This window comes from Shewanella psychromarinicola (genome assembly GCF_003855155.1).
Taxonomy (GTDB): Bacteria; Pseudomonadota; Gammaproteobacteria; order Enterobacterales; family Shewanellaceae; genus Shewanella; species Shewanella psychromarinicola.
Genome location: NZ_CP034073.1, coordinates 765,160 through 788,618 on the forward strand (window position 1 = coordinate 765,160; position 23,459 = coordinate 788,618).

The following is a 23,459-nucleotide window of genomic DNA, read 5'->3' on the forward strand; positions in this document are numbered from 1 at the left end:
AAAAACACTGTATATAATGACAGTCACTGTATAAAAAGACAGGAACCATCATGAGACCGTTAACGCCGCGCCAAGCAGAAATTTTAGACTTAATTAAAAACAATATCACCGAAACAGGTATGCCACCCACTCGTGCTGAAATTGCGAGTCGTCTTGGCTTTAAAAGTGCTAATGCCGCCGAAGAGCATTTAAAAGCATTAGCCAAAAAAGGTTTTATCGAGATCATACCTGGTACCTCGAGAGGTATTCGTTTACCTCATGAAGAACAGCTTGAAATCGGTCTGCCACTCATTGGACAAGTTGCTGCTGGAGAGCCTATTTTGGCGCAAGAGCATGTAGAACAATATTATCAAGTCGACCCAAATATGTTTAAACCCGCCGCAGATTTTTTATTACGGGTTCGTGGTGATAGCATGAAAAACATTGGTATTTTAGAAGGCGACTTGCTCGCTGTACATAAAATGCAACAAGCGCGTAATGGTCAGGTTGTGGTGGCGCGTGTTGATGATGACGTCACCGTAAAACGATTCGAACAAAAAGGTAATATGATTTATCTGCATGCAGAAAATGAAGATTATAACCCGATAAAAGTAGATTTAAGTTGCCAAAGCCTAACCATCGAAGGGCTTGCAGTTGGCGTTATCCGTAATGGAGATTGGTCATGAACAAACTAATGGGCGTAGCGCCACGTCACCCAGGCTTATGGGTAGATTTAACTGAAACAGATCTGCATGGCAACCAAACCATTCAAACATTACAAACTGTCACCCAAGGTGAAGCAGAACTGAGTCAATTGTGTAGCCAACTGGCGACGTTGAGCCAACAAGGCAGATGGATTGTATTAATTAGTCCACCTCACATAGGCTATAAGCATATGCTGGCCAGTGCTGGAGTGAGAATGGATCGTATTTTACTGGTGCACACCAAAGATGAAGTCGAAACATTATGGGCCATGGAAAAAGCTCTCACGAGCGGAACTTCTAGTGCAGTGGTTACTTGGACAAGTTCACTCGATGCTCGCGATAGTCGTCGATTGGAAATTGTCGCTAAGAGCGCGCGAGCATTAGGCGTGGTAATTGAAGATGTGAATGCTCACTTACCTCACAAACATCAACTTGTTAACTCTACATTAACAAGTGGAGCAGGTAATTTTTGCTCATTTCACTAAGCATAAATCCTTAATTACCAAGCCCTGCATTGAATTCAGGGCTTTTTTTCATCTTTTTTTAGCCTATTTACCAACAAAGTGATCTTGATCAATGTTTAATCTACAAGTAATGTGGTTAACAAGGATGAAACATTCTTCATCTTTAATTGGATAAAATGACAGTAATCAAGATTACTGTCAGACAAATAATCCAAATAGAAATTGATAAGTTCAGTCGTAGGTACAAGCGTGGTGCACAGCTAACAATAAAAGCGTAGACAGTCTGTATACAACCACCAGAGTACTTTGAGTTCATCAAGCTTTTTTCGGGAACCGAAGAGTTTGCATAGAGCTGAGATTTACTGTGTGACTTTTCTTTGTAGTTGCTATTTTGCAATTAGCAGGGGAGTAGTCTTGTGAAGCAATGGTTGTATTTTTTATTGGTTGTGTGGGTAGCACTTCCGCTTGGGGCAACAGAAATGCCCCTCAACATGACCCAAGGCGTGACGGATATCAGTGGTAAGGTTTATGACCTCCATATGACGATTCTTTACATCTGTTGTGCTATTGGGTTAGTGGTGTTTGGGATCATGATTTATTCGATGATTTATCACCGCAAATCAAAAGGTGCCGTTGCGGCCAATTTTCACGAAAGTACCAAAGTGGAAATTGCTTGGACCGTCATCCCTTTCATTATCTTAATCGGAATGGCTATTCCAGCCACTAAAACCTTAATTGCCATGGAAGATCCCAGCGATGCCGATCTGACCATCAAAATTACTGGGTCACAGTGGAAATGGCACTACAGCTATTTTGATAAAGACATCGAATTTTACAGCTCATTATCCACCCCCAGAGAGCAAATTGATGGCCGTGAGGCCAAAGGCGAAAATTACCTCCTTGAAGTCGATAAGCCGCTAGTACTGCCCATCAATCAAAAGGTGCGTTTCTTGATGACATCTGATGATGTTATCCACTCATGGTGGGTACCCGCTTTCGCGGTTAAAAAAGATGCCAACCCAGGCTTTATCAACGAAGCCTGGACTCGTATTGATAAGCCTGGAACTTATCGCGGTCAATGTGCTGAGTTATGCGGTAAAGACCATGGATTTATGCCTATTGTGGTACAAGCCTTATCGGAGACTGATTTTGATAATTGGTTAGTTGAACAAAAACAACTGGCCAATAATGCTACAGTCGCTGCAGCCGCATCAATGTCACAAACCTTGTCCCTTGAAGAGCTAAACACGCAGGGCGAGCAAGTGTACATAGCGCGGTGCGCCGCTTGTCACCAACCTAATGGGGCGGGTCTTCCCGGTGTATTCCCATCATTGATTGGCAGTCCTATCATAAAAGGCCCTGTTGACGATCACCTCAATATTGTATTAAACGGTAAACCAGGCACCGCAATGCAAGCCTTTGCCAAGCAACTTAGCGCCATAGAAATTGCCGCAGTGATTACCTTTGAGCGAAATGCTTGGGGCAACAACAGTGGCGATGTTGTTCAAGCAGCTGATGTGGGTAACTTCTCAAGTAGTAACGCGTCAAGCACTGAGCCGATCGAGGTCGTAGCCGATGCAGCAAGTACCATTGCCGCAACAACGACAGACATTACCGATGCGGCCACAGAAAAAACCACTCAAGCTATAGAAGCCGTTGCCAAGGTTGTGACACCTGAAGTTGTTGCAGCGGCAGATCTGCCCACCTTAACCTTGGAGCAATTAATCGCTGAAGGTGAGCAGGTTTATGCCACTGTTTGTGCTGCATGTCACCAGGCCTCTGGCGCTGGTTTACCCGGCGCTTTCCCTTCACTTATTGGCAGCCCTGTCGTTAGCGGACCGGTTAGCGGACATATCGATATCGTTATGCACGGCAAACCAGGCACCGCAATGCAAGCATTTAGTAGTCAACTCAGCCCTCAAAAAATGGCGGCAGTGATTACTTATGAGCGCAATGCGTGGGGCAATAATTCTGACGAGGCGGTGCAAGCTGCCGATGTCGCTAGCCATGGACAGTAGGGGAAAACAATGAGCACAACAACGCACGATACAATTGCTACCGCTCATGATGATCATCATCACGGAGCGCCGAAAGGGCTAATGCGCTGGCTACTCACCACTAACCATAAAGATATCGGCTCGCTGTATTTATGGTTTAGTTTCATTATGTTTCTAACTGGCGGTGCGATGGCTATGGTCATTCGAGCTGAGTTATTTCAGCCGGGATTACAGCTAGTCGAACCTAACTTTTTTAATCAGATGACCACAGTTCATGGTCTTATTATGGTCTTTGGCGCGGTAATGCCAGCTTTTACTGGATTAGCTAACTGGTTAATTCCAATGATGATCGGTGCGCCAGACATGGCACTACCGCGGATGAACAACTGGAGTTTTTGGATTTTACCGTTCGCCTTTTCCATGTTACTAGGTTCGCTATTCATGGAAGGTGGTGGTCCTAATTTTGGTTGGACATTCTACGCCCCACTCTCAACCACTTATAGTCCTGACAGCACCGCTTTGTTTGTATTTGCCATTCATATGATGGGGATCAGTTCGATAATGGGCGCCATTAACGTTATCGTGACCATAGTCAATATGCGCGCCCCTGGTATGACATGGATGAAATTACCGCTGTTTGTGTGGACTTGGCTTATTACCGCATTTTTACTGATTGCGGTGATGCCAGTGCTTGCGGGCGCGGTCACCATGGTGTTAACCGATAAGTTTTTCGGTACTAGCTTTTTTGATGCCGCAGGTGGCGGCGATCCGGTGATGTTCCAGCATATTTTCTGGTTCTTCGGTCATCCTGAAGTTTACATCATGATTTTACCGTCATTCGGCATTATCTCGGCGATTGTTCCGACCTTTAGTCGTAAAAAATTGTTTGGTTATTCCTCTATGGTTTATGCCACTGCCAGCATTGCCGTGCTGTCATTCTTGGTGTGGGCACATCATATGTTTACCACGGGTATGCCTGTGTTTGCAGAGCTATTTTTCATGTATTGCACCATGTTAATTGCTGTCCCTACTGGGGTGAAAGTGTTTAATTGGGTGGCAACCATGTGGCGCGGTTCGATGACATTTGAAACACCGATGCTCTTTGCGGTCGCGTTTATCATCCTGTTCACCATTGGCGGGTTTTCGGGTCTGATGCTGGCAATTACCCCTGCTGATTTCCAATATCACGACACTTACTTTGTGGTGGCTCATTTTCATTATGTGTTGGTCACAGGGGCGATATTTTCCATTATGGCAGCGGCATATTATTGGCTGCCCAAATGGACCGGTCATATGTACAACGAAACCTTAGGGAAATGGCATTTTTGGTGTTCGGTTATCTCCGTCAATGTACTATTTTTCCCGATGCATTTCTTAGGCTTAGCAGGCATGCCGAGAAGGATCCCAGATTACGCTGTACAGTTTGCCGATGTAAATCAAATTGTATCAATTGGTGGGTTCGCATTTGGTTTATCTCAGTTTATTTTCCTCGCGGTGGTACTCAAATGCATTAAGGGTGGCAAACCCGCTGGAGATAATCCTTGGCAAGCAGCAGAAGGCTTAGAATGGTCGATTGCCAGTCCAGCGCCATATCACTCGTTTACCACTCCGCCGGAGATTAAATGAGATGACGCAACCAACAAGATCAAATCGTAAGTTATTAATCATGCTGATTGCTGGATCAATTGGTATGTTTGGATTTGGTTTTGCGCTGGTACCGCTTTATGACGTGCTCTGCGATACATTGGGTATAAATGGCAAAACCCAAAATAGTGCCAGCAGCTATGAAGCGGTGGTGGTTGATAAAAGCCGAACCGTAACCATTGAATTTGTCACCCAAGTTCAATCAAATATGCCGTGGGAATTTAGCCCTAAAGTTAACCAAATAAGCGTGCATCCTGGTGAGCTTACTCACGCACAATTTTTGGTTAAAAACCTGTCTTCACGCGACACCGTAGGCCAAGCGATCCCTTCGGTATCGCCTGGCCAAGGGGCGGCGTACTTCAATAAAACGGAATGTTTTTGCTTTAATCAACAACCCTTAGCAGCGTCTGCCACAGCAGAATTACCACTGATTTTTTACGTGGACCCTGATTTACCAGCGTCCATTAATACATTGACTCTCTCTTATACCCTTTATGACATCACCGATAAACAAGCGATCGACATAGAGCAAGGAGCAGCAAAATGACAACAAAGTATCAACCTTATTATGTACCATCCCAAAGTGCGTGGCCGATAATAGGTGCTATTGGTTTATTTTTAATTGCGTTTGGTGCTGGCAATTATATACAACAATTAACCACAGAAAAAACCTCTGGGGGTTACATTTTACTCGCGGGTTTGGCCGTCATTATTTTTATGATTTTTGGCTGGTTTAAAACCGTTATTGATGAGTCCATGGCTGGATTGTATTCAGCGCAAATGGATCGTTCGTTTAGACAAGGAATGAGCTGGTTTATTTTTTCTGAAATTATGTTTTTTGGGGCATTTTTCGGCGCACTCTTTTATGCACGCATGATTTCAGTGCCTTGGCTTGGGGGCGCATCAAATAATGCCATGACTCATGAAGTGTTGTGGCCTGCCTTTGAGGCTATTTGGCCACTGGTAAAAACGCCTGATGGTACCGCAACCGAAGCCATGCCGTGGACGGGTTTGCCATTAATCAACACCATGATACTGCTAACCTCATCGGTTACATTACACTTTGCCCATACCAACCTCGAAAAAGCCAATCGTAAACCCTTGATCATCTGGTTAGCGCTGACGGTTATTTTGGGTATTGCATTTCTCGGTTTACAGGTTGAAGAGTATAGCCATGCTTACCAAGAAATGGGGCTAACACTCTCTTCTGGTGTATACGGTAACACCTTCTTTCTGTTAACCGGTTTTCACGGTATGCACGTGACGATTGGCACCCTGTTCTTAATTATTTTGTTACTCAGAATTGTCAAAGGGCATTTTACGCCCGACAAGCATTTCGCTTTTCAAGCGGGAAGTTGGTATTGGCACTTTGTTGATGTGGTGTGGTTATGCTTATTCATCTTTGTCTACGTGTTGTAAATCAACATTAATAAGGTCTGGGGTTAGGCTGAATGTAGCCAAGCCCTAAGGCCACCAGCAACACCACAATCACAGCAATAGAAAACAACACTCGGCGACCTAGAAAATGACTCATAGGTTGCTGATGTTGCCCTTTAACCATAATAACTAAGGCTCTACCTAAGTTAAATAATATGAATAAAAGCAACGAGACTAAAACTAACTTAACAATGAAAGGGGTTGTCACAGGCAATCCTTTTAGCAGTGTGGGTGTGTCTCAAATATTATTGGTAATCATTACTTTGGTCGTGTTTGGCTTATTGGTCAAGCTAGGATTATGGCAATTATCACGGGCAGCGTTTAAACAAGAGTGGCAAAGCACATTACTTCAGCGCCAACAGCAGCAAGCTCTCACTTATGAAGACATGTTGGCATTGGTTGAATCATCAAAGCGACAAACCGCCTCTCAGCCAGAGGCGTCTTTACTGACGGGTTATCGCTTATCGATTTATGCTAAACCAGCCAATAACACCGTACTGCTGTTAGACAATCAAGTGTATCAAGGCCAAGTGGGCTATTTAGCTTACCAAGTATTTGAGATAACGCCTGATCAACCTTGGATATTAGTTGAACTCGGCTTTGTTCCAGCAAATAAAGATCGTCGAATATTACCGGAGCTCACAGCGTTAAAAGTCGATTACTACACACTATTGGGTCGGGTATACCAAAAGCAAACCAACCCATTAAGTGATCAATTATATCCGGAGAAGTTAGCAGATATAGATGCCCCGCTACGTTTTCAAAACATCAACATCGCGGCATTGGCTGACATGTTGGCTCATCCGCTGATCTCTGTGGTACTGCAACCAGAGAATGTCCCGAGTTATAACTTACCTCAACCCTGGGTGCCGATCCCACTATCGGCGCACAAGCATCAAGGTTATGCCTTGCAATGGTTCACGATGGCAGGAGTCTTTTTAGGATTAATGAGCTGGATAGCATTTCGACAATTTCGACGTTAAGCCTCGTCGTGAAAAATTAACTTAACAATAATATCAAAATGATAAAGAGGAGATGGAATGAACTCCCTACCTAAAAAAAGCAATAAAGCATTAATAGTATTACTGCTGGTATTTATTTTACCGGTAGCTTTGGCCAAATTAGTGTTAAGCCTAGAACTGTATAATGGTGCGGCGACTAACAAGGGGGCGTTAATCACTCCCGAAGTAAATTATGCCAATTTAGCCATGGACAACCCCAAACCACACGTATGGCAAGTGCTGTTTTTTCTACCTGAAACGTGCAATGAACAGTGCCAAGAACGCCTGTATATTTTACATCAAAGCTATATCGCACTGGGTAAAGATCGGGATCGTGTTACCCCTATCATTGTGGTTAATAACAGCAGCGACACCAAGATACTTAAGCAATTAAATATCGGCTTCGATCAAGTAAACGCCAATCAAGCACTGGCAACCATGCTGACAGAGCAACGTCTAGTTATTGTCGATCCTCTCGGAAACTTGGTGATGCAATATGACAATGTGATAGGTCACGACGCCAATATCGCCCAAGGCAAAGCCATGATTGCTGATTTACGCAAAATGCTTAAGTTGTCGAGGGTAGGCTAATGGCAATTGAGCGATTAATCAAATTCACTTTGGTGTTTACCTTGGCGGTTATTCTAATGGGCGCCTATACACGCCTGTCAGATGCCGGATTAGGTTGCCCAGACTGGCCGGGATGTTATGGTCACTTGGCCTTTCCAAGTGCAAGTCATGATTTAGCCAACATTGAGAGTCGTTTTCCTGATGCTCAAATTGAGCCTGAAAAGGCATGGCTGGAAATGATCCATCGTTATATCGCCGGAACATTAGGCTTAATGGTTTTAGCCATTTTAATTTTATGTCTTAAACAGCCTCAAGCCCCCAAAAAACTTCCCATCTTTATTGCTGGGCTCATTGTGTTTCAAGCCGCGCTTGGCATGTGGACTGTCACGATGAAATTAATGCCTATTGTGGTTATGGCACACCTTATTGGTGGTTTTAGCCTATTTGCCTTGTTACTACTCTTGTATCTACGGCTAAAGCCATTACGGATCCCCGGAGGTGATACCTATGCTCGTAAGCTGATCCCGTTAGCATTAGTCAGTTTAGGGGTGTTAGTCATTCAAATTATACTCGGCGGCTGGACCTCATCCAATTACGCTGCGCTTGCCTGCACCACGTTGCCCATTTGTGAAGGGAATTGGGTCGATAACTTACGTTTTGCCGATGCTTTTTCACCATTTCAAGGCGATCATCCTAGTTTTGAATTTGGCGTATTAGACTACGCAACTCGAATGACTATTCATATTAGCCACCGAATTTGGGCGGTTGTTACCGCCATAACCCTGATCGTACTGGCACTAAAATTACGTTATGCCCAATCACACATTATGCGTAACAGTGGTTACTTATTAGTGTTGTTAATCATAGTTCAAGTCGGACTGGGTATTAGTAATGTAGTGATGAATTTACCCTTGGGTATCGCGGTATCACACAATGGAGGCGCAGCCTTATTGCTGCTTACCTTAGTCTTTATTAATTATGCCTTATGGCGCAAAGCATAGGCGAGGAACGACCATGACAAAACTTGTTACGATTAGTCACCATCAACCTAAATTAACCCTGCAATGGCGCGCTTATTTTGAAATGACCAAACCCAAGGTTGTTGCGCTAATGTTGCTGACGGTATTAGTCGGTATGTGTTTATCTGTGCCCGGTATAGTGCCGCTTCAACCTTTGGTCGCGGGAATGGCAGGGATTGCTATGATGGCGGGGGCTGCGGCGGCATTTAATCACTTAATTGACCGTAAAATCGATGCTTTAATGGCTCGCACCTATAACCGCCCATTACCGAAAGGAAAAATATCAGCAACCAAGGCGTCGGCATTTGCGGTGTCACTTGGCGCGCTCGGTTTTGTGGTGTTATATACCTTAGTTAATCCCCTAACAGCTTGGCTAACCTTTGCCAGCTTGATTGGTTATGCCTTGGTTTATACGGCTTATCTTAAACGTGCCACCTCACAAAACATTGTCATCGGGGGACTCGCTGGCGCGATGCCGCCATTACTCGGTTGGACCGCGATAACCAATGAACTACACGGTTACGCCTTATTATTAGTCATCATTATCTTCACTTGGACACCGCCACATTTTTGGGCATTAGCTATCCATCGCCGTAAAGAATATGCCAAGGTTAATATTCCAATGTTACCGGTGACCCATGGAGTCGAATTTACCAAAACCTGTATTTTGCTTTACACCATTTTATTAGCCATTGCCTGTCTACTCCCGGTTTTAGTCGGCATGTGTGGTCCGATATATTTGGTCGGTTCAACCTTACTCAGTTGCGGTTTTATCTATAAAGCCTGGCAGTTAAAATTTCATGACTATCCAGAACTCGCCATGCAGGTGTTTAAATTTTCAATTTATCATTTAATGATATTGTTCATTGTATTATTAGTGGACCATTATTTTTGGGTAAACGCTTAAATTAGAAAGGGAAATACATTGAAGATAACGATTATTGTAGGGCTATTTCTTTTGGTCGTGGCCGGTGGGGTCGCTTATCAAAAAATGCAAACCGAACCTATGGAACTGGCGACCAGTTATGTATTTGAACAGCCACGCACATTAGCCCCATTTACATTGGCAGACCAGTTTGGTAATTCGTTTACGAACCAAACATTGCAAGGTAAATGGAGTTTATTTTTTATTGGTTACACCGCTTGCCCTGATGTATGTCCAACCACCTTAAATAAACTTGCGGCGGCTTACCCAAAGCTACAAAAAATAGCCAGTAATGTACAAGTGGTGTTTGTGTCTGCTGACCCTAAACGTGACACTCAAGCGAAACGTTTAGATTACATCAACTTTTTTAATAAAGACTTTAAAGCCGTCAGTGCAGAACACACAGATTTATTTCCATTCAGCCGTGATCTAGGCTTTGTGTATGCCATGGTCGGAGATGACAGTGATTATCAAGTAGACCATAGCGCATCTTATGTGTTGGTTTCACCGAGGGTTGAAAAAATTGCGGTATTTAAAACCAAGCCACAACCAGGCCAGTTACCACAAATTGTTAATGCTGAACTCATTGCTGACTTTGCTCAAATAGTTGCATCTTGGCACTAGCCATTATTGAATAACCGCTTATTAACCCGAGCTGAGGTTAAATTACTCTTCAAGCCAGTGACCATTATCTTGCGGGCGGATCCACGCTTGTGAAAACCAATAATAACCCGTTTTTGTTTTACTCGGTGCGGTGCAATTGTAGCGCGAACGTCCTGGGGCTAAATCTGATGATGCCTGAATGGATAAGCGATTTTCACTTAACCAAATGGTTTTTTTAGCGCCTTGTCCTTGAATAAAACACATCACTTGATGTGGATATATATCCTGAGTGTCGAGAGTCAGCACCAATTTAGGCCGCCATTGACCTGAAACTAATAGTGGATCGCTTATGTTTTGCTTAATAACCGGCATAGGTAAGCTGGAAAATTTAACCGTTAAACTCGCCAAATCAGCAAAAGCATTGGCCACCGGAAAACGGGGTAATGCGGTTAATGATGCATACTCTCCCGCCGCACCAGATTGTTGACCAAAACCAACAAAACCATGCTTAGCCAAAATAGCTTCCAGCTTGTTGGTGTATTCACCATAAGGGTAAGCAAACATTTTTACACTTTGACCCGTTCGTTTTAAGATCTCCGCTTCCGTCGATAGAATATTATCTTCAACGCGTACTTGCCATTGGTCTTGGGTTTCTTTGCCTTGGCGGCGAATTAAATGTTCGTGTCCCCAGCTATGGTTAGCAATGGTTACCCCTTGCTCTGACAGAGTGTTAATATCTTGCCAACTCATCATCCCTTTGAAGCCCGCATCAATCGGCGCAACAGAAATAAATACCGTATAAGGAAACTGATGCGCCACCAATATAGGCGCGGCATTATTAATAATACTTTCATAGCCGTCATCAAAGGTGATCACAATACTGTTATTGTCTAATGCCGTGTTATGCTTTAGAGACTCAACCGCATGAGTTAATGAAATCACCGTAAAGTCATTATCAGCCAAGTACTGCATCTGCTCGGCAAACTGACTAGGTGTCACACTAGTACTTTTAGGCGTGTTTTCCGATACATGATGATATTGTAAAATAACCACGGCATTGGCATCACAATGCAATACACTCAAACTGAACACCGCCAACAATAACGCTATTTTCTTAACCATGATTATCCATACCTATGTCTGTTAGCACACTACTGTTCAACCGCCAAAAAAATCGCCAATTATTAGCATTAGCGACCCCAATGATATTGTCTAATATCACTATCCCTCTATTAGGATTAGTTGATACCGCGGTAATTGGGCATCTTGAACAAGCTTACTATCTTGGCGGCGTAGCCTTAGGAAGTACCATCATCACCTTGATGATTTGGTTGCTTGGTTTTTTACGTATGTCCACCACCGGACTCGTTGCACAAGCCTACGGTGCTAATGATACCTCAACTCAGCAACAATTACTGATACAAGGTTGCAGCCTAGCATTAACCTTAGGCTTAGTTGGCGTAATACTGCAATCTCCCCTGCTCAATTTAGCACTCAGTCTGAGTGATGCCAGCGAACAAGTGATGCTCTATTGTCGTCAATATGTCGAAATTCGAATTTGGTCATTGCCTTTTGCCCTTACCAATTTGGTGCTACTGGGTTGGTTGCTTGGTCGCCAAGCGCCCAAAGCAGCCATGTGGCAACTCATTATCGCTAACAGCGTCAATATTATTCTCGATCTTGTGTTTGTTATGGTCTTTAAATGGAATGTGCAAGGCGTGGCTTTGGCATCGGTTATTGCTGACATCTGTGCTTTTTCAGTGGCATTAGTCATGGTTAAACGCCAGCTGGTTGATATGGGCGGACTAAAATTAAGCCAAGTTATCGCGCATTTATCATGGCGTGGATATGCTCGTTTACTCACCTTAAATCGTGATATTTTTATCCGCAGCTTGTGTTTGCAAGCCGCCTTTAGCTTTATGACTTTTTATGGTGCCGGATTAGGCGACAACATTATTGCCGCTAATGCGGTACTGCTCAATTTACTGATGCTGATATCTTATGCGTTAGATGGCATAGCCTATTATGCCGAAGCTGAAGTGGGCCGCGCATTTGGCCAAAAAAACCCAATCTTACTTCATGACAGCGTAGTACTCGCATTTTGCTGGTCGGCAATGGTTGCGGTGTTATTTAGCCTGCTATTTTGGTTGGCAGGGCCATGGATAATTCAGCTATTAACCAACATAGAAGCAGTACAAGATACCGCAAATAATTATTTAATCTGGCTTGTTTTCATGCCTATATTGGCGTTTGGCTGCTACTTATTCGATGGTGTATATATTGGTGCCGCCCATGGGCAGATAATGCGAAATAGCATGATAGTCGCCACCTTTGGAATTTATTTTCCATGTTGGTACGTGTTGCAAGATTGGGGTAACCACAGTCTGTGGGCTGCGATGTCAATATTCATGCTATGCCGAAGCTTGACTCTTGGCTGGCACTATTACTACAAACTCAGGTATCAACTGCTGACCACATCATAGTGCTTATGAGTCATCAAACTTATCCCGTAATAGCACTAGAACGAAGCCTATTGATACCACAATTCAGAGAATAGCGGCGACACTCCTAATTGAGATTAATTCCAGTAAAAATGTATGCCGCAATGAAGCATTTACATAAACCCGTTAACGACATCGAACGTGAAAATGGCGATCACAATGTCAGCAATAATCAACATCGCCTAAGAAAAACTAGTGAAATAGAACACTTCTTAACGACCAATCTTGGGGTAAAATAACCTCAAATAGCCCAAGTCGTCACACACGAGAACACTATGACTCAAGAATTGATTATTACCGACATTGAAGTTGGCAGCGGTAAAACTGCAGTTAAAGGTGCGTTAATTACTACCCGCTACAGTGGACGTTTAACCGATGGCACCCAGTTTGATGCTTCTGATGCGTTTCAATGTGTCATCGGCACAGGTAGAGTCATTAAAGGCTGGGATCAGGGTATTATCGGCATGAATGTGGGCGGTAAACGACAATTATCAGTACCGGCCCATCTAGCCTATGGCGAACGTCAAATGGGCGATCGTATTCCAGCAAATTCAGCTTTGTTTTTTGATATCGAATTACTTGAAGTGCTCACACGAGACGACTGAAGTCCAAGCTATACCAACAAAAAACGCGACCCATAATAAGGTCGCGTTTCTCAATTCAAGCGTCAATCTTGGCATTATTATGCGTAAGAATGGTCACCATGCTGGTGTTCGGTCACATCTCGAACGCCGGTTAATTCCGTTGGGAACATATCTAACAGCTGCTTCTCGATACCATTTTTTAAGGTGATATCAACTTGAGAACAACCGTTACATCCACCACCAAACTGCAATACTGCAACACCATCATCAGTAATTTCTATCAAGGTGATGTTACCGCCGTGGCTGGCAAGTTGTGGATTAATTTCTGACTGAATAACATACTCGATACGTTCAACTAACGGCGCATCACCAGACACTTTACGCATTTTTGCGTTAGGCGCTTTTAATGTCAGTTGCGAACCAAGCTGGTCGGTTACAAAATCAATGCTGGCATCATCTAAGAAAGGGGCGCTCTTTTCATCGACCATAGCGCTGAAGCCATTAAATGGAAGTTCTACATCATCAGCTTCAGCGGCATCAGGTGGACAATAAGACACACCACATTCAGCTTGAGCGGTACCTGGACTTATCACGAAAACACGAATATGAGTGCCTTCTGGCTGATCGGCCAACAACTTTACGAAATGTGCCTGAGCTGTATCGGAAATGGTGATCATAAAAACCTGCTCCGTCAGGGTATACCTGAGTAAATTAGTAAGAATTAGATCTATGATACCCTGTGTTGCATTGGCTTTGTAGTGTCAGTGAGACAAGATCTTAAAAAAATGATCTAGTGCAAAGTTTTTTAAGCCAAATAAACTTCAGCAAACAAGATCCTCAGCCTTATAAGTAATGAGTAAGTTACTGGTTATATTAGATAATAAAACTGGTTATTATTAAAATCGAATTAATCTAACAACCCGGGCGCTTCAGCACGCGCAAGGCACCAAGTTTGTACATGGACAAATTGTGTACTAAATAATCGCGCAATTTCATCCACTGTAGTGCCTGTAGTGACAACATCATCAATTAAAGCGACACGCTGGTACGTCATCCCATCCAATAATCTGAATGCACCATGACAGTTTTTACGCCTCTGTTTACCCGCTAATCCCGTTTGTGGTGAAGTATCAACAACCCGGATTAAACAACTGTCATCGACAGGAATATTGGTTAATAGACTTAATTCTTTCGCTATTAACCAGGCTTGATTAAAGCCTCGCTGCCGCAAACGATTTGGATGTAAAGGTACCGGGATCAACACCTGTGGCCGCCTAATGATGCCATGTTTAATGAGTAATTCGATTCGACAAGCTAATTGCTGAGTTATCGCGTTAAGCGGCGCACATTGTTGTTGGTATTTAATCGCGGCGATAAGAGGCCCTAACCCTTGATGATAACTGCAAGGTGCAACAACCCAATTGGGTGTGTGTTGAAGGCATTTACCACAATATGCCTGCAGCACTGCTATTTCACGACCACAACCTAAACACACTTCATGCTGATACAAACTCGCCGCTAAGCACTCTTGGCAAACACCCGTGAGTACTTGATTAGGAAACAATTGCTGATAACCCGTTTGCTCTATCCTTTGCTGGCACAGCAAGCAACGGTTGGGTAAACTGGACAGTAAAATGACTCTTGCACGCTGAACACTGTTGGTGCATAAGCGTAATACGTGGGCGATGTTGATTGAATTATTGATTGGCGGCATTGGCTATTCATTCCATTAAATAGGCTCAAAAGAGGTATTAACCGTGAGTTTTCCTGCATTGCATATTGATACCGAAGGCTCTCAAGGCCAAGACATCGTGTTATTACACGGTTGGGGGGTGAATAATCAAGTCTTCAGTCCATTAAAAAACGCATTGCAACAGTATAGAGTGCATTATGTTGATTTGCCGGGTTTTGGTTTGAGCCCCAATATCGATGGTGACATTACCCAGTGGGCACAAGCGTTGGCTGAACAACTTCCACAGCAGGCCATTTGGATAGGTTGGTCATTAGGTGGATTGATTGCTAGCCAAGTTGCCATTAACAACCCAGAGTCAGTGGCAGCATTAGTCACTATTGCCTCATCACCCTGTTTTATGGCTCGCGAAACCAACAACTTAACCCCAGCTTGGTTTGGGATCCAGCCACAGGTGTTAGCACAGTTTTCAAGCCAATTAAGCCACGATTTAGCCCGCACAGTAGAACGCTTTTTGGCGATCCAAGCCATGGGAAGTGATAATCCAAAATCCGATATTCTACACATCAAAAACTTAGTGTTAAATAAACCATTACCGACACAACAAGCATTGTCGCAAGGATTGGATATGTTAGCGCAAGTGGATTTACGGGCAACGATCGCTCAAATAGAGCAACCGTGGTTACGTATATGGGGCAAGTTAGATAGTTTGGTGCCGAGAAAGATTATCACTGCATTACCTAACAGTGACAACATTGAAGATGTGGTGATCCATAAGGCATCCCATGCGCCGTTTATTTCCCATCCAGATGCTTTTTTAGGCCATTTATTACCTTGGATCACAAAATACAGCTAAAAATAACCTAATAGCGCTTTAGCCTTAGCGAAATATTGACTATAATTTAGTCAGGACATCGTATTGGCAAGGTCAAGATGATTATCACCACTCATTATCCGCAAGTGCCGCTAGCAACGTCAAATGTTGCAACGGATCTTGCGCGAGTGGACAACCAACAAAAACCGCCGATCCTTCCACCGCAAGAACCGGCTAAAGGCCACCGAGAGCGATCATTAAATCCACAAAATGAACGCGCTACGGCTTATATCGTCGCAGAAAAAAAACAACAGCAAGAACAGGCCAAGCGCCAGCAACAAAACCTCACCCAACAACAATCTGTTGCCCCTAAATCCGCCGCAGCACAAGCTGTTAGTGTTAAGACAATCAGAGTTATGGCAAGCCATACACCGGCATTGCAACGTAAAGATATTCAGCTAAAAACCCAAACGGTGGCCGCAAAAAAAACAGCGGAACCTTGGCAGCGCCAACTCATCGACGCTGGCGTATCAAAAGCGACCTATCAGCAATTTGGCCAACGGATTGGTCAATTCTATCAACAACAATCCGCGCCAAACAATGAGTCTCAGTTACAAATATTAGCGTGATACTTCGGTGGCTTTTTCGGTGGTCGTTATATCAGAGAGTGTTGGCTTAGCCTCTGTATTCGCCGTACGATACAACATTTTGTTATAGGCCAAACTGCCCCATAACGCCCACCCTAATGCCGCTTCCGCTTGTGTCTCATCCAATGTCGTCGGTGTCATTTTTTCTGTAGCAAAATCGTACATCACACTTTCTGGAGGTAATTCAGGTTGTAAAATTGTCATTTTATCCCCCTCTAATAAACCAAAGTTTTGATTGTACTGCATCATCGCTCGGCCAGGCCAAGAATCTGGTTCTTTGGTTAAATCACGGCCTAACATCGGATAATTATCAGAAATGCCAAGCAAAGAAACTAACGTCGGCGCCATGTCAATCTGGCTGACAATACGAGGGTCTCGCTTCATATCAATACCGTCGCCTAAAATAAGCCCAGGAATACGAAAACGAGACACAGGCACTAATGCTGCGCCGCCAACACGACTATCGTGATCGGCTATAATCAAAAATAAAGTATCTTTCCAATACGTTGATTTTTTGGCTTTCTTGAAAAACTCACCCAAGGCATAATCGGCATATTTTACCGCGTTGTGCATGGTGTACTGCGGTTGTTCATACAGCTCAATTCGATCATCAGGGAACTCATACGGATCATGGTTGCTTGAGCTAAACACTAAACTAAAGAATGGCTTACCTTCTTTGTGCATTCGCGAAAACTCTTCATCGGCGCGGAACAATAGATCCTCATCAGAGACTCCCCAAGACGCTATAAACGCTGGGTCCTTATAGTCACCTTGATCAACAATATCGGAAAAACCATTGCCTAAAAAGAAACTGCGCATATTATCAAAATGACTTTCGCCGCCATAAATAAACTGCGTGGTATAGCCATGTTGTTTTAATAAATCCGCAATGGTAAAAAAGCCGGTTTGGCTTTTACCTAGCTTAACGACCGCCCTTGCTGGCGTTGGCGTAAAACCGGTTGTCACCGCCTCAATACCTCTTACCGAGCGCGTACCTGTCGCGTATAAGTTTTCAAAAAACCACCCTTGTTGAGATAACTCATCAATATTGGGGGTTAACGGTAAGCCACCTAAACTACCCACAAAACGCGCACCTAAGCTTTCTTGTAAAATGATCACAAGGTTCTTCGGTTTACCGCTATAACTAGCTTGATTAAATGACAACGACGGTATATCTGCTGAGGTAAATGCACTCAGTGGCCGACCACTTTCACGGCGCACAATATCAATCACTTTATCATAGGGTAGTTTGCCATACACTTTCGATGCATCTTGTTCATTACCCATCTGCTTAATCGCAAAAATTAATGAAAAAGATGAGTTAAGAACTAAGGAATTAATTAACGGATCGTCAGAAAATGCCACCAGTGAAGGATTAAGCGGACGGTGCCCCAATGATGAACGCGCACCTAGTATCGTAATCGCAATGACCATCACCGCCACCACTGGGCGCCAATACCATTTAGGGTAACAAATACGCTGAGTGAGTTTACCGCTAAACCACCACCCCCCCCACAAACTGCCGATAGTGATCAATCCAGAAAGGATAAGCTCAGCTTTACGCCCAGCCCATAGCATAGATAATACTTCTTTTGGATAAACTAAATATTCTACGTATAAACGGTTAGGTCTAAAGCCATATTCGGCAATAAATGACGGCGAGGAGGCTTCAAGAAAAATAATCACCCATAAACCTAGTGTTAACCACACTCGTAATATCATCACCCAAGCTCGGCCAACTAAATGCTCCCCAGAAAACACTACGGTTCCTAAAGCTGCTATGCCCCATAACCAACACACTGAAGCAAAATCAACGCGCAGCCCCTGAATAAAAATATAACCCCAACCTTGCGCATCACTGACGCGGTCGGCCTGCCACAAAGACAAACCTAGGCGGCTTAGGCTCAAGATAATAAGTGACATAACACTGAATATAATAATGACTTGGAGTAAACTTCGCGAAGTGTGTGGTGTGGATAGCGACGAAGAACGTTCGCTAAGCCCAAAGAAATTTACAGCCATTTATTGCTCCAATATTATTGTTTTTTTATTACTACATACGTCATTTATATTCAACAAGTCGTGCCAAACGTAGCATGTTTGTTATTTACAACAGATTAATGCTCGTTCTCAAGGTCGATTTACCTTGATAAGTGTCGTCTTTACGGTTTGATTAACCCAATCAAATTAAAAATATATTGCTATCTTTATCAATATATTAACTAACACTCATAAGAGGTGAGATCTCTGACACTAAAACGTTCTGAACCTAGGACTCTAATTGACTATCAAAGTTCAGTGACAATCGACCTATATTAACCTTTTACTAACGATTCGGCTCAATCATTTATCACTTCAATGTGATCTGCATTAGAACAATCTTGTTTAGCCGTCAGCGATTGCTGGGATGTGCAGACTAAACCTAATTTTGTCAGAGGAAACCAACGTAAAGTAAAATTCAAACCCATTCAATTTAGCGATATTTTCCACTATCGCCAATCCTAATCCATGACGTTCACTATTTGAGCGCGACCGTTCGGTTTGAAATAATGGTAATGTGAGTCGTTGTAAATCATTAGCCTTGATGGCGGTCACCAATTGATTCTCAACGCTTATCGTTAAGCCTTGGTCATCGGATACTAAGCATATTTGAATCGCCGAGTCTGATGGGCTGTAGTAGAGCGCATTATCAAATAAGTTGCTTAGAATGAGGTGTAAAGAAAACTCATCAGCAAAACAGTGATCATTGGAAGCTCGATTGTCAATATTCAAGCGAGAATGGATAGTCGCGAACTTAAATGCTAACTCATCAACAATTTGATCCATCAAGGCGTTAATATAGATATGTTGTCGATGGAGATTAATATTTTCAGATGAGGCTTGTTGCAATAGTAATAGATTATTGACTATCGTTTTCATCCGTAAACTAATATTGAGTACATCTTGTTTATAACTCACACCAATACGTTGATCATCTGGATAACGAATGTAGATCTCGCTTAAGCTGATCAATTCACTGATAGGGGTTTTCAATTCATGAGCAATATCGGCGGTAATGCGCTTTTCTGTTTGTAAGTATTGCTGGCTTAACTGAATAAACTTATTCAGTTCGTTGCGTATTGGCTCAATCTCAGTATAACGCTCAAAATGCGACGATAATGGGATGTGTTTTTGGGTTACATCGACGTTTTTTAACGCCAGATTTAATTCGTTAAGTGGCATTAATCCCCGATAAATGACCTTAACCACAGCCCAACGGATCAACACAATCACCAGCAATAAACCAATCGCTAAACTAGAATCAATGATCACCGAAATCTGGGTTAAATCTGTGGTAGCAATCGCAATAGTGAGCCACATAGGCTCAATTTTACTCGGTAGTATTGAGCTATTGCTAGGAACTTGCGGCTCAAAATAAGACACCATAGCGCGACCATCTCTGCCATCTGGTAACACCACATCAGCAAAGATTTCACTGTTTAATGGCAGGTCTTGTTTTAATAAATCCATATCTGGAAACTGGCTTAACGACTCCGAACGCTCAAAAACTGCATCGCCTTGCCATAACTGGAAAAAACTCGCTTTCGTTGAGATGCCAAATTCGGGCATAAACTCACCTGCAAAATCAAACTCTGTGCCATTTTTAGTCACTTTTACTAATGTTTTTAGGTAATTAGACTTATCGGTGAGAGCACTGTCAAATTCAACATCAACCCAGTTATCTATGCTGATATCAATGGCAAGAAACACTAAAATTAAAATCGCTGAGACCACATATGTCATGGTGTTCACTAAATGCGTGCTTAACGATCTCATTAATGTTCACCCACAAAATAGCCAAAACCACGTTTATTTTTAATTGGTAGGGTTGATCCAACTGCTTTGGCTTTTTTTCGCACTGACGATAAATGAGCCTCGATGGTATTTTTCGACAAATGGTTAAATGAGCCCACAACCGCTTCACTAATTTGTTCAGGATTGAGTAATTGTTTAGGATTACTAAATAAATACTCAACAATTTTAAATTCGTTTTTAGTCAGATCGATATAGTGGCCATTGGCATAAAGAGATTTGTTACTGGTATCAAGCACAAAATCAGCAATACAAATCGTTTTGGCTTGTTGATTCAGCCCACCACGACGGCCAAGGGTCATTAATCTCGCTTGTAATTCATCGAAAGAAAAAGGTTTGCACAGATAGTCATCTGCACCCGCCAATAGCCCCGTCACCCGATCTTCGGCTTGAGATTTAGCCGATAAAATAATCACCTTCGTTTGATTACCTAGTTTACGGATGCTTTTCAACAAACTCAGCCCATCTACATTAGGCAACATTAAATCTAAAATAATAAAGTCATACTGGTTAGTGAGCGCCATACTTAAGCCCTCAGAACCATCACCGGTTTCATCAACGGTGTAACCTAAATGATCTAACCCAACTCTAATGCCGCGACGCAGCGCTTCAGAGTCTTCAATCAACAACACTTTCATTGAGTGTCCTTTATAATAACTAGGCTAATACCGTTTTTTGCTAACACTATTTATTGATCATTTCGGTCAGTCATCACTGATATTAACCACTATAGCTTGCTCATAATTATGCCCACAAAATAACCCACCACACAATTGCTGCCATTAGCATGCTCAGAAAAACAAATGCCGACGCGATGTCTTTTGCTAACCCTGACAAGGTATCAAACTCCAAGCCAATGCGGTCTACCACCACTTCGATAGCCGTATTGACCAACTCAGCGAACAATACAAATAGTAATGCCAGTACCAATATGGCAGATTGCGGCGCGCTAATATTTGCCATACAGGCAAACACAGTCAATGGGATAAACAGTAATATTTCTTGCTGAAATGCCGCTTCATTTCGGCACATCCACTTTAAACCATTAAAAGTATGTTTACAGGTATACAGTAAACGCATAATGCCATGGCGTTTTACCACAACTCTTGTCTGCTTAGCCGTAACACTTTTTGTTGCGTTCTTTGTTACATTCTTTGTTACATTCTTGATTACATTCTTGATTACATTACCATCAGATGTAGATGATGAAACTGATGTTGTCATGGGTATACCCTAGGTTATTTTACAATCGGTGGTGATGTCTAATTTTGGATCTCGCACCGAACTGCTTACACCGTAAAGCCCTAATAAAGTATGGAACAAGTTGTCATGGGAATAAGAGCCACTTAAGGCGTGCTCGGCAATACATTTACGATCAACCCCTTTTGCTTGTGTGTAGTCTTGCGGTAACCACATAAACCAAGGCACATGGGTCTGCTGGCTTGGCGCAATGCTATAAGGCGTGCCGTGTAAATACATACCACTTTCACCCAAAGACTCACCGTGATCAGACAAATACACCAGTGCGACATTATATTTGTCTTGGTACTGCTTAAGTAAGTTAATTGTTTTTGCCAACACAAAGTCGGTATAGGCAAGGGTGTTGTCGTATACGTTTACAATCTCTTGGTCACTGCAGTTTTCAATGTCGCTGCGGCTACAAGCTGGAGTGAATAAAGCTTTATCGGCTGGGTAACGCTGCCAATAAGTCGGCCCATGGCTACCGATAGTATGTAAGGCGATAAATTGATTATCTAACTTTTTACCCGATGCCGCGCTTGCCTCACTTTGTTGTTGTAATTTTTGACTGAGCTTTTCAACTAAAATCTCATCATAGCAACTTGAACCATCACATAATGGGTTTGCCTCACTCGGCGAAATATCTATCTTCTTAATATGTGATCCGACGTCTTTATCACCACCGTCATTGTCAAACCACGTCACATTGACACCGGCCGCTTTAATCACATCAAGCACATTATTTCGTGCATCGGCAACTTCACGATTGTAATTGTCATGGATTAGATTTGAAAACATGCAAGGTAATGAATGTGCTGTTGCCGTGCCGCACGACGACACGTTTTGTAAGGCAATAATGTCGAGGTTTTCAGTGTAAGGGTTGGTATTACGCTGATAACCATTATAAGCCATATTTTGTGCTCGAGCGGTTTCGCCTACAACAAGTACCATAAGTGTAGGTTTACCATTCGCACTAGGGGTTAACTGTGCATCTTGACCAATAGGGTTAAAGGTTAACTTTTCAGTAAAGTAACGTTGGTTTAGGTATTTAACCGTATTGAAAATATGCGCAGGAATAATCATCTTATTAAGATAGCTATTGTTGCGCCCTACCGATGCATAATCTTTATAGAAAAACACCACCATCATCCCCAGAACCACTAAACTGATAACCGTAAAACCAACGCGGCGAATCACCGCTTTAATAAACGAAGGGCCGCTGGTGACTTTAGTACTGACAAGCAATATAGAAGGTAATACCCCTAACACCAACACATAACCAACTGAAGATAAGCTGATATATGAGAATGCTTCGCTTGAATTAGTTTCAAAAATATTTTCAATCATGCCGTAATCAAACATGACATTATATTTTAACATGGCATACATAGCGGCTGACGACGAAAGCAACAACACAATCATCACCGGTTTAAACACAAATTTAAACGCAAATAAGCTAAATATCAGCACAAAACAACTTGTGAGCAAAATTGCTGGTGACAGCGAAAACAACACGTGCCCATCTGCTGATAATCGATAGATTTTACGGATTAACGGAAAATTTAATACCAAACCAAAATACACAGCGATAATGCAGGTCATCGCCTCATAACTGACACTTTTGGGGGTGATACGGGATAGTGTTTGCGTTAGTAATTTCAATGTTGCCACTCGCAATAAACTTGACTGGCGCTGATATTCCGCTTTGAAACTTAAGATTTGCTTAATAAAAACTGAATTGTTACTGTCTGGTTAATTCAGTTTTAAACACCTCGCTAAAAAACAAAAA

At 42.8% G+C, this 23,459-nt stretch carries 25 protein-coding genes; 16 read left to right on the forward strand and 9 right to left on the reverse strand.

Translation table 11 applies throughout. The features are described from left to right. Positions 1 to 50: 50 nt before the first annotated feature. The 6 genes from lexA to EGC80_RS03255 all read left to right on the forward strand — a co-directional run bounded on the left by lexA (position 51) and on the right by EGC80_RS03255 (position 6,207). A complete protein-coding gene (gene lexA, locus EGC80_RS03230; RefSeq protein WP_101033162.1) occupies positions 51 to 665 on the forward strand; it encodes a transcriptional repressor LexA in 615 nt (204 codons plus the stop codon). Then, on the forward strand, positions 662 to 1,168 hold the full coding sequence (locus tag EGC80_RS03235) for a cell division inhibitor SulA (protein ID WP_124012725.1): 507 nt from the start codon (positions 662 to 664) through the stop codon (positions 1,166 to 1,168). Before lexA ends, EGC80_RS03235 begins: the two co-directional genes overlap by 4 nt. Before the next feature lie 395 nt (positions 1,169 to 1,563). Beyond that, positions 1,564 to 3,165 (forward strand): cytochrome c oxidase subunit II, encoded by a 1,602-nt coding sequence (gene coxB / locus EGC80_RS03240; RefSeq protein WP_124012726.1) that lies wholly within the window; start codon positions 1,564 to 1,566, stop codon positions 3,163 to 3,165. 9 nt (positions 3,166 to 3,174) lie between these two features. Further along, positions 3,175 to 4,770, forward strand: a complete 1,596-nt coding sequence (ctaD, locus tag EGC80_RS03245) for a cytochrome c oxidase subunit I (RefSeq protein WP_101033165.1) — start codon at positions 3,175 to 3,177, stop codon at positions 4,768 to 4,770. Position 4,771: 1 nt separating this feature from the next. After that, positions 4,772 to 5,335, forward strand: coding sequence for a cytochrome c oxidase assembly protein (locus EGC80_RS03250; protein ID WP_124012727.1), 564 nt, complete (start codon positions 4,772 to 4,774; stop codon positions 5,333 to 5,335). Then, on the forward strand, positions 5,332 to 6,207 hold the full coding sequence (locus tag EGC80_RS03255) for a cytochrome c oxidase subunit 3 (RefSeq protein ID WP_101033167.1): 876 nt from the start codon (positions 5,332 to 5,334) through the stop codon (positions 6,205 to 6,207). Before EGC80_RS03250 ends, EGC80_RS03255 begins: the two co-directional genes overlap by 4 nt. Before the next feature lie 7 nt (positions 6,208 to 6,214). On the opposite strand, the gene EGC80_RS03260 is transcribed toward EGC80_RS03255, so the two are convergent. Further along, positions 6,215 to 6,433, reverse strand: a complete 219-nt coding sequence (locus EGC80_RS03260; protein ID WP_124012728.1) for a DUF2909 domain-containing protein — start codon at positions 6,431 to 6,433, stop codon at positions 6,215 to 6,217. Here EGC80_RS03260 and EGC80_RS03265 point away from each other — a divergent pair. Genes EGC80_RS03265 through EGC80_RS03285 form a run of 5 tightly spaced genes read left to right on the forward strand, consistent with a single transcriptional unit; the run spans position 6,381 to position 10,364 of the window. Then, a complete protein-coding gene (locus EGC80_RS03265; protein ID WP_124012729.1) occupies positions 6,381 to 7,208 on the forward strand; it encodes an SURF1 family protein in 828 nt (275 codons plus the stop codon). The two genes, EGC80_RS03260 and EGC80_RS03265, sit on opposite strands and share 53 nt — an antisense overlap. Before the next feature lie 57 nt (positions 7,209 to 7,265). After that, positions 7,266 to 7,817 (forward strand): hypothetical protein, encoded by a 552-nt coding sequence (locus EGC80_RS03270; RefSeq protein ID WP_101033170.1) that lies wholly within the window; start codon positions 7,266 to 7,268, stop codon positions 7,815 to 7,817. Further along, positions 7,817 to 8,797 carry a COX15/CtaA family protein gene (locus EGC80_RS03275; protein WP_124012730.1) on the forward strand — a complete coding sequence of 327 codons (981 nt, stop codon included), beginning with the start codon at positions 7,817 to 7,819 and terminating at the stop codon, positions 8,795 to 8,797. The genes EGC80_RS03270 and EGC80_RS03275 overlap by 1 nt, the downstream gene beginning before the upstream one ends. 13 nt (positions 8,798 to 8,810) lie before the next feature. Next, on the forward strand, positions 8,811 to 9,722 hold the full coding sequence (cyoE, locus tag EGC80_RS03280) for a heme o synthase (RefSeq protein WP_124012731.1): 912 nt from the start codon (positions 8,811 to 8,813) through the stop codon (positions 9,720 to 9,722). Between the two features lie 18 nt (positions 9,723 to 9,740). Further along, the gene (locus EGC80_RS03285; protein ID WP_101033173.1) at positions 9,741 to 10,364 is read left to right on the forward strand and encodes an SCO family protein; all 624 of its coding nucleotides are present in this window, start codon (positions 9,741 to 9,743) and stop codon (positions 10,362 to 10,364) included. A gap of 42 nt (positions 10,365 to 10,406) precedes the next feature. Here EGC80_RS03285 and EGC80_RS03290 read toward each other — a convergent pair whose 3' ends face one another. Continuing rightward, positions 10,407 to 11,465, reverse strand: coding sequence for a polysaccharide deacetylase family protein (locus tag EGC80_RS03290; RefSeq protein ID WP_124012732.1), 1,059 nt, complete (start codon positions 11,463 to 11,465; stop codon positions 10,407 to 10,409). 14 nt (positions 11,466 to 11,479) lie between these two features. On the opposite strand from EGC80_RS03290, the gene dinF reads away from it, so the two are divergent. The 3 genes from dinF to EGC80_RS03300 all read left to right on the forward strand — a co-directional run bounded on the left by dinF (position 11,480) and on the right by EGC80_RS03300 (position 13,449). Next, positions 11,480 to 12,826 carry an MATE family efflux transporter DinF gene (dinF, locus tag EGC80_RS03295; RefSeq protein ID WP_101033175.1) on the forward strand — a complete coding sequence of 449 codons (1,347 nt, stop codon included), beginning with the start codon at positions 11,480 to 11,482 and terminating at the stop codon, positions 12,824 to 12,826. An 89-nt stretch (positions 12,827 to 12,915) separates the two neighbouring features. Beyond that, complete coding sequence (locus EGC80_RS22350) at positions 12,916 to 13,083, forward strand: hypothetical protein (protein ID WP_164839412.1); 168 nt, start codon at positions 12,916 to 12,918, stop codon at positions 13,081 to 13,083. 36 nt (positions 13,084 to 13,119) lie between these two features. Then, positions 13,120 to 13,449, forward strand: a complete 330-nt coding sequence (locus EGC80_RS03300) for an FKBP-type peptidyl-prolyl cis-trans isomerase (RefSeq protein ID WP_101033176.1) — start codon at positions 13,120 to 13,122, stop codon at positions 13,447 to 13,449. A gap of 77 nt (positions 13,450 to 13,526) precedes the next feature. On the opposite strand, the gene nfuA is transcribed toward EGC80_RS03300, so the two are convergent. Both nfuA and EGC80_RS03310 read right to left on the reverse strand, forming a co-directional pair. After that, positions 13,527 to 14,105 (reverse strand): Fe-S biogenesis protein NfuA, encoded by a 579-nt coding sequence (nfuA, locus tag EGC80_RS03305; protein ID WP_101033177.1) that lies wholly within the window; start codon positions 14,103 to 14,105, stop codon positions 13,527 to 13,529. A 230-nt stretch (positions 14,106 to 14,335) separates the two neighbouring features. Further along, the gene (locus tag EGC80_RS03310) at positions 14,336 to 15,142 is read right to left on the reverse strand and encodes a ComF family protein (RefSeq protein ID WP_101033178.1); all 807 of its coding nucleotides are present in this window, start codon (positions 15,140 to 15,142) and stop codon (positions 14,336 to 14,338) included. Between the two features lie 43 nt (positions 15,143 to 15,185). On the opposite strand from EGC80_RS03310, the gene bioH reads away from it, so the two are divergent. Both bioH and EGC80_RS03320 read left to right on the forward strand, forming a co-directional pair. Continuing rightward, the gene (bioH, locus tag EGC80_RS03315; protein WP_124012733.1) at positions 15,186 to 15,974 is read left to right on the forward strand and encodes a pimeloyl-ACP methyl ester esterase BioH; all 789 of its coding nucleotides are present in this window, start codon (positions 15,186 to 15,188) and stop codon (positions 15,972 to 15,974) included. A 77-nt stretch (positions 15,975 to 16,051) separates the two neighbouring features. After that, on the forward strand, positions 16,052 to 16,561 hold the full coding sequence (locus EGC80_RS03320; RefSeq protein ID WP_124012734.1) for a hypothetical protein: 510 nt from the start codon (positions 16,052 to 16,054) through the stop codon (positions 16,559 to 16,561). Here the strand turns inward: EGC80_RS03320 and EGC80_RS03325 are convergent. The 5 genes from EGC80_RS03325 to EGC80_RS03345 form a co-directional block, all read right to left on the reverse strand. After that, on the reverse strand, positions 16,553 to 18,502 hold the full coding sequence (locus EGC80_RS03325; protein WP_233768640.1) for an LTA synthase family protein: 1,950 nt from the start codon (positions 18,500 to 18,502) through the stop codon (positions 16,553 to 16,555). The two genes, EGC80_RS03320 and EGC80_RS03325, sit on opposite strands and share 9 nt — an antisense overlap. Before the next feature lie 462 nt (positions 18,503 to 18,964). Further along, positions 18,965 to 20,395: a sensor histidine kinase gene (locus EGC80_RS03330; protein ID WP_124012736.1), complete on the reverse strand. Its 1,431-nt coding sequence runs from the start codon at positions 20,393 to 20,395 to the stop codon at positions 18,965 to 18,967. Further along, entirely contained in the window at positions 20,395 to 21,069 is a 675-nt protein-coding gene (locus tag EGC80_RS03335; RefSeq protein ID WP_124012737.1) for a response regulator transcription factor, read from the reverse strand. Before EGC80_RS03335 ends, EGC80_RS03330 begins: the two co-directional genes overlap by 1 nt. A gap of 106 nt (positions 21,070 to 21,175) precedes the next feature. Continuing rightward, positions 21,176 to 21,655: a diacylglycerol kinase gene (locus EGC80_RS03340; RefSeq protein WP_124012738.1), complete on the reverse strand. Its 480-nt coding sequence runs from the start codon at positions 21,653 to 21,655 to the stop codon at positions 21,176 to 21,178. 9 nt (positions 21,656 to 21,664) lie between these two features. Further along, entirely contained in the window at positions 21,665 to 23,332 is a 1,668-nt protein-coding gene (locus EGC80_RS03345) for a phosphoethanolamine transferase (protein ID WP_124012739.1), read from the reverse strand. Positions 23,333 to 23,459 lie beyond the last annotated feature (127 nt).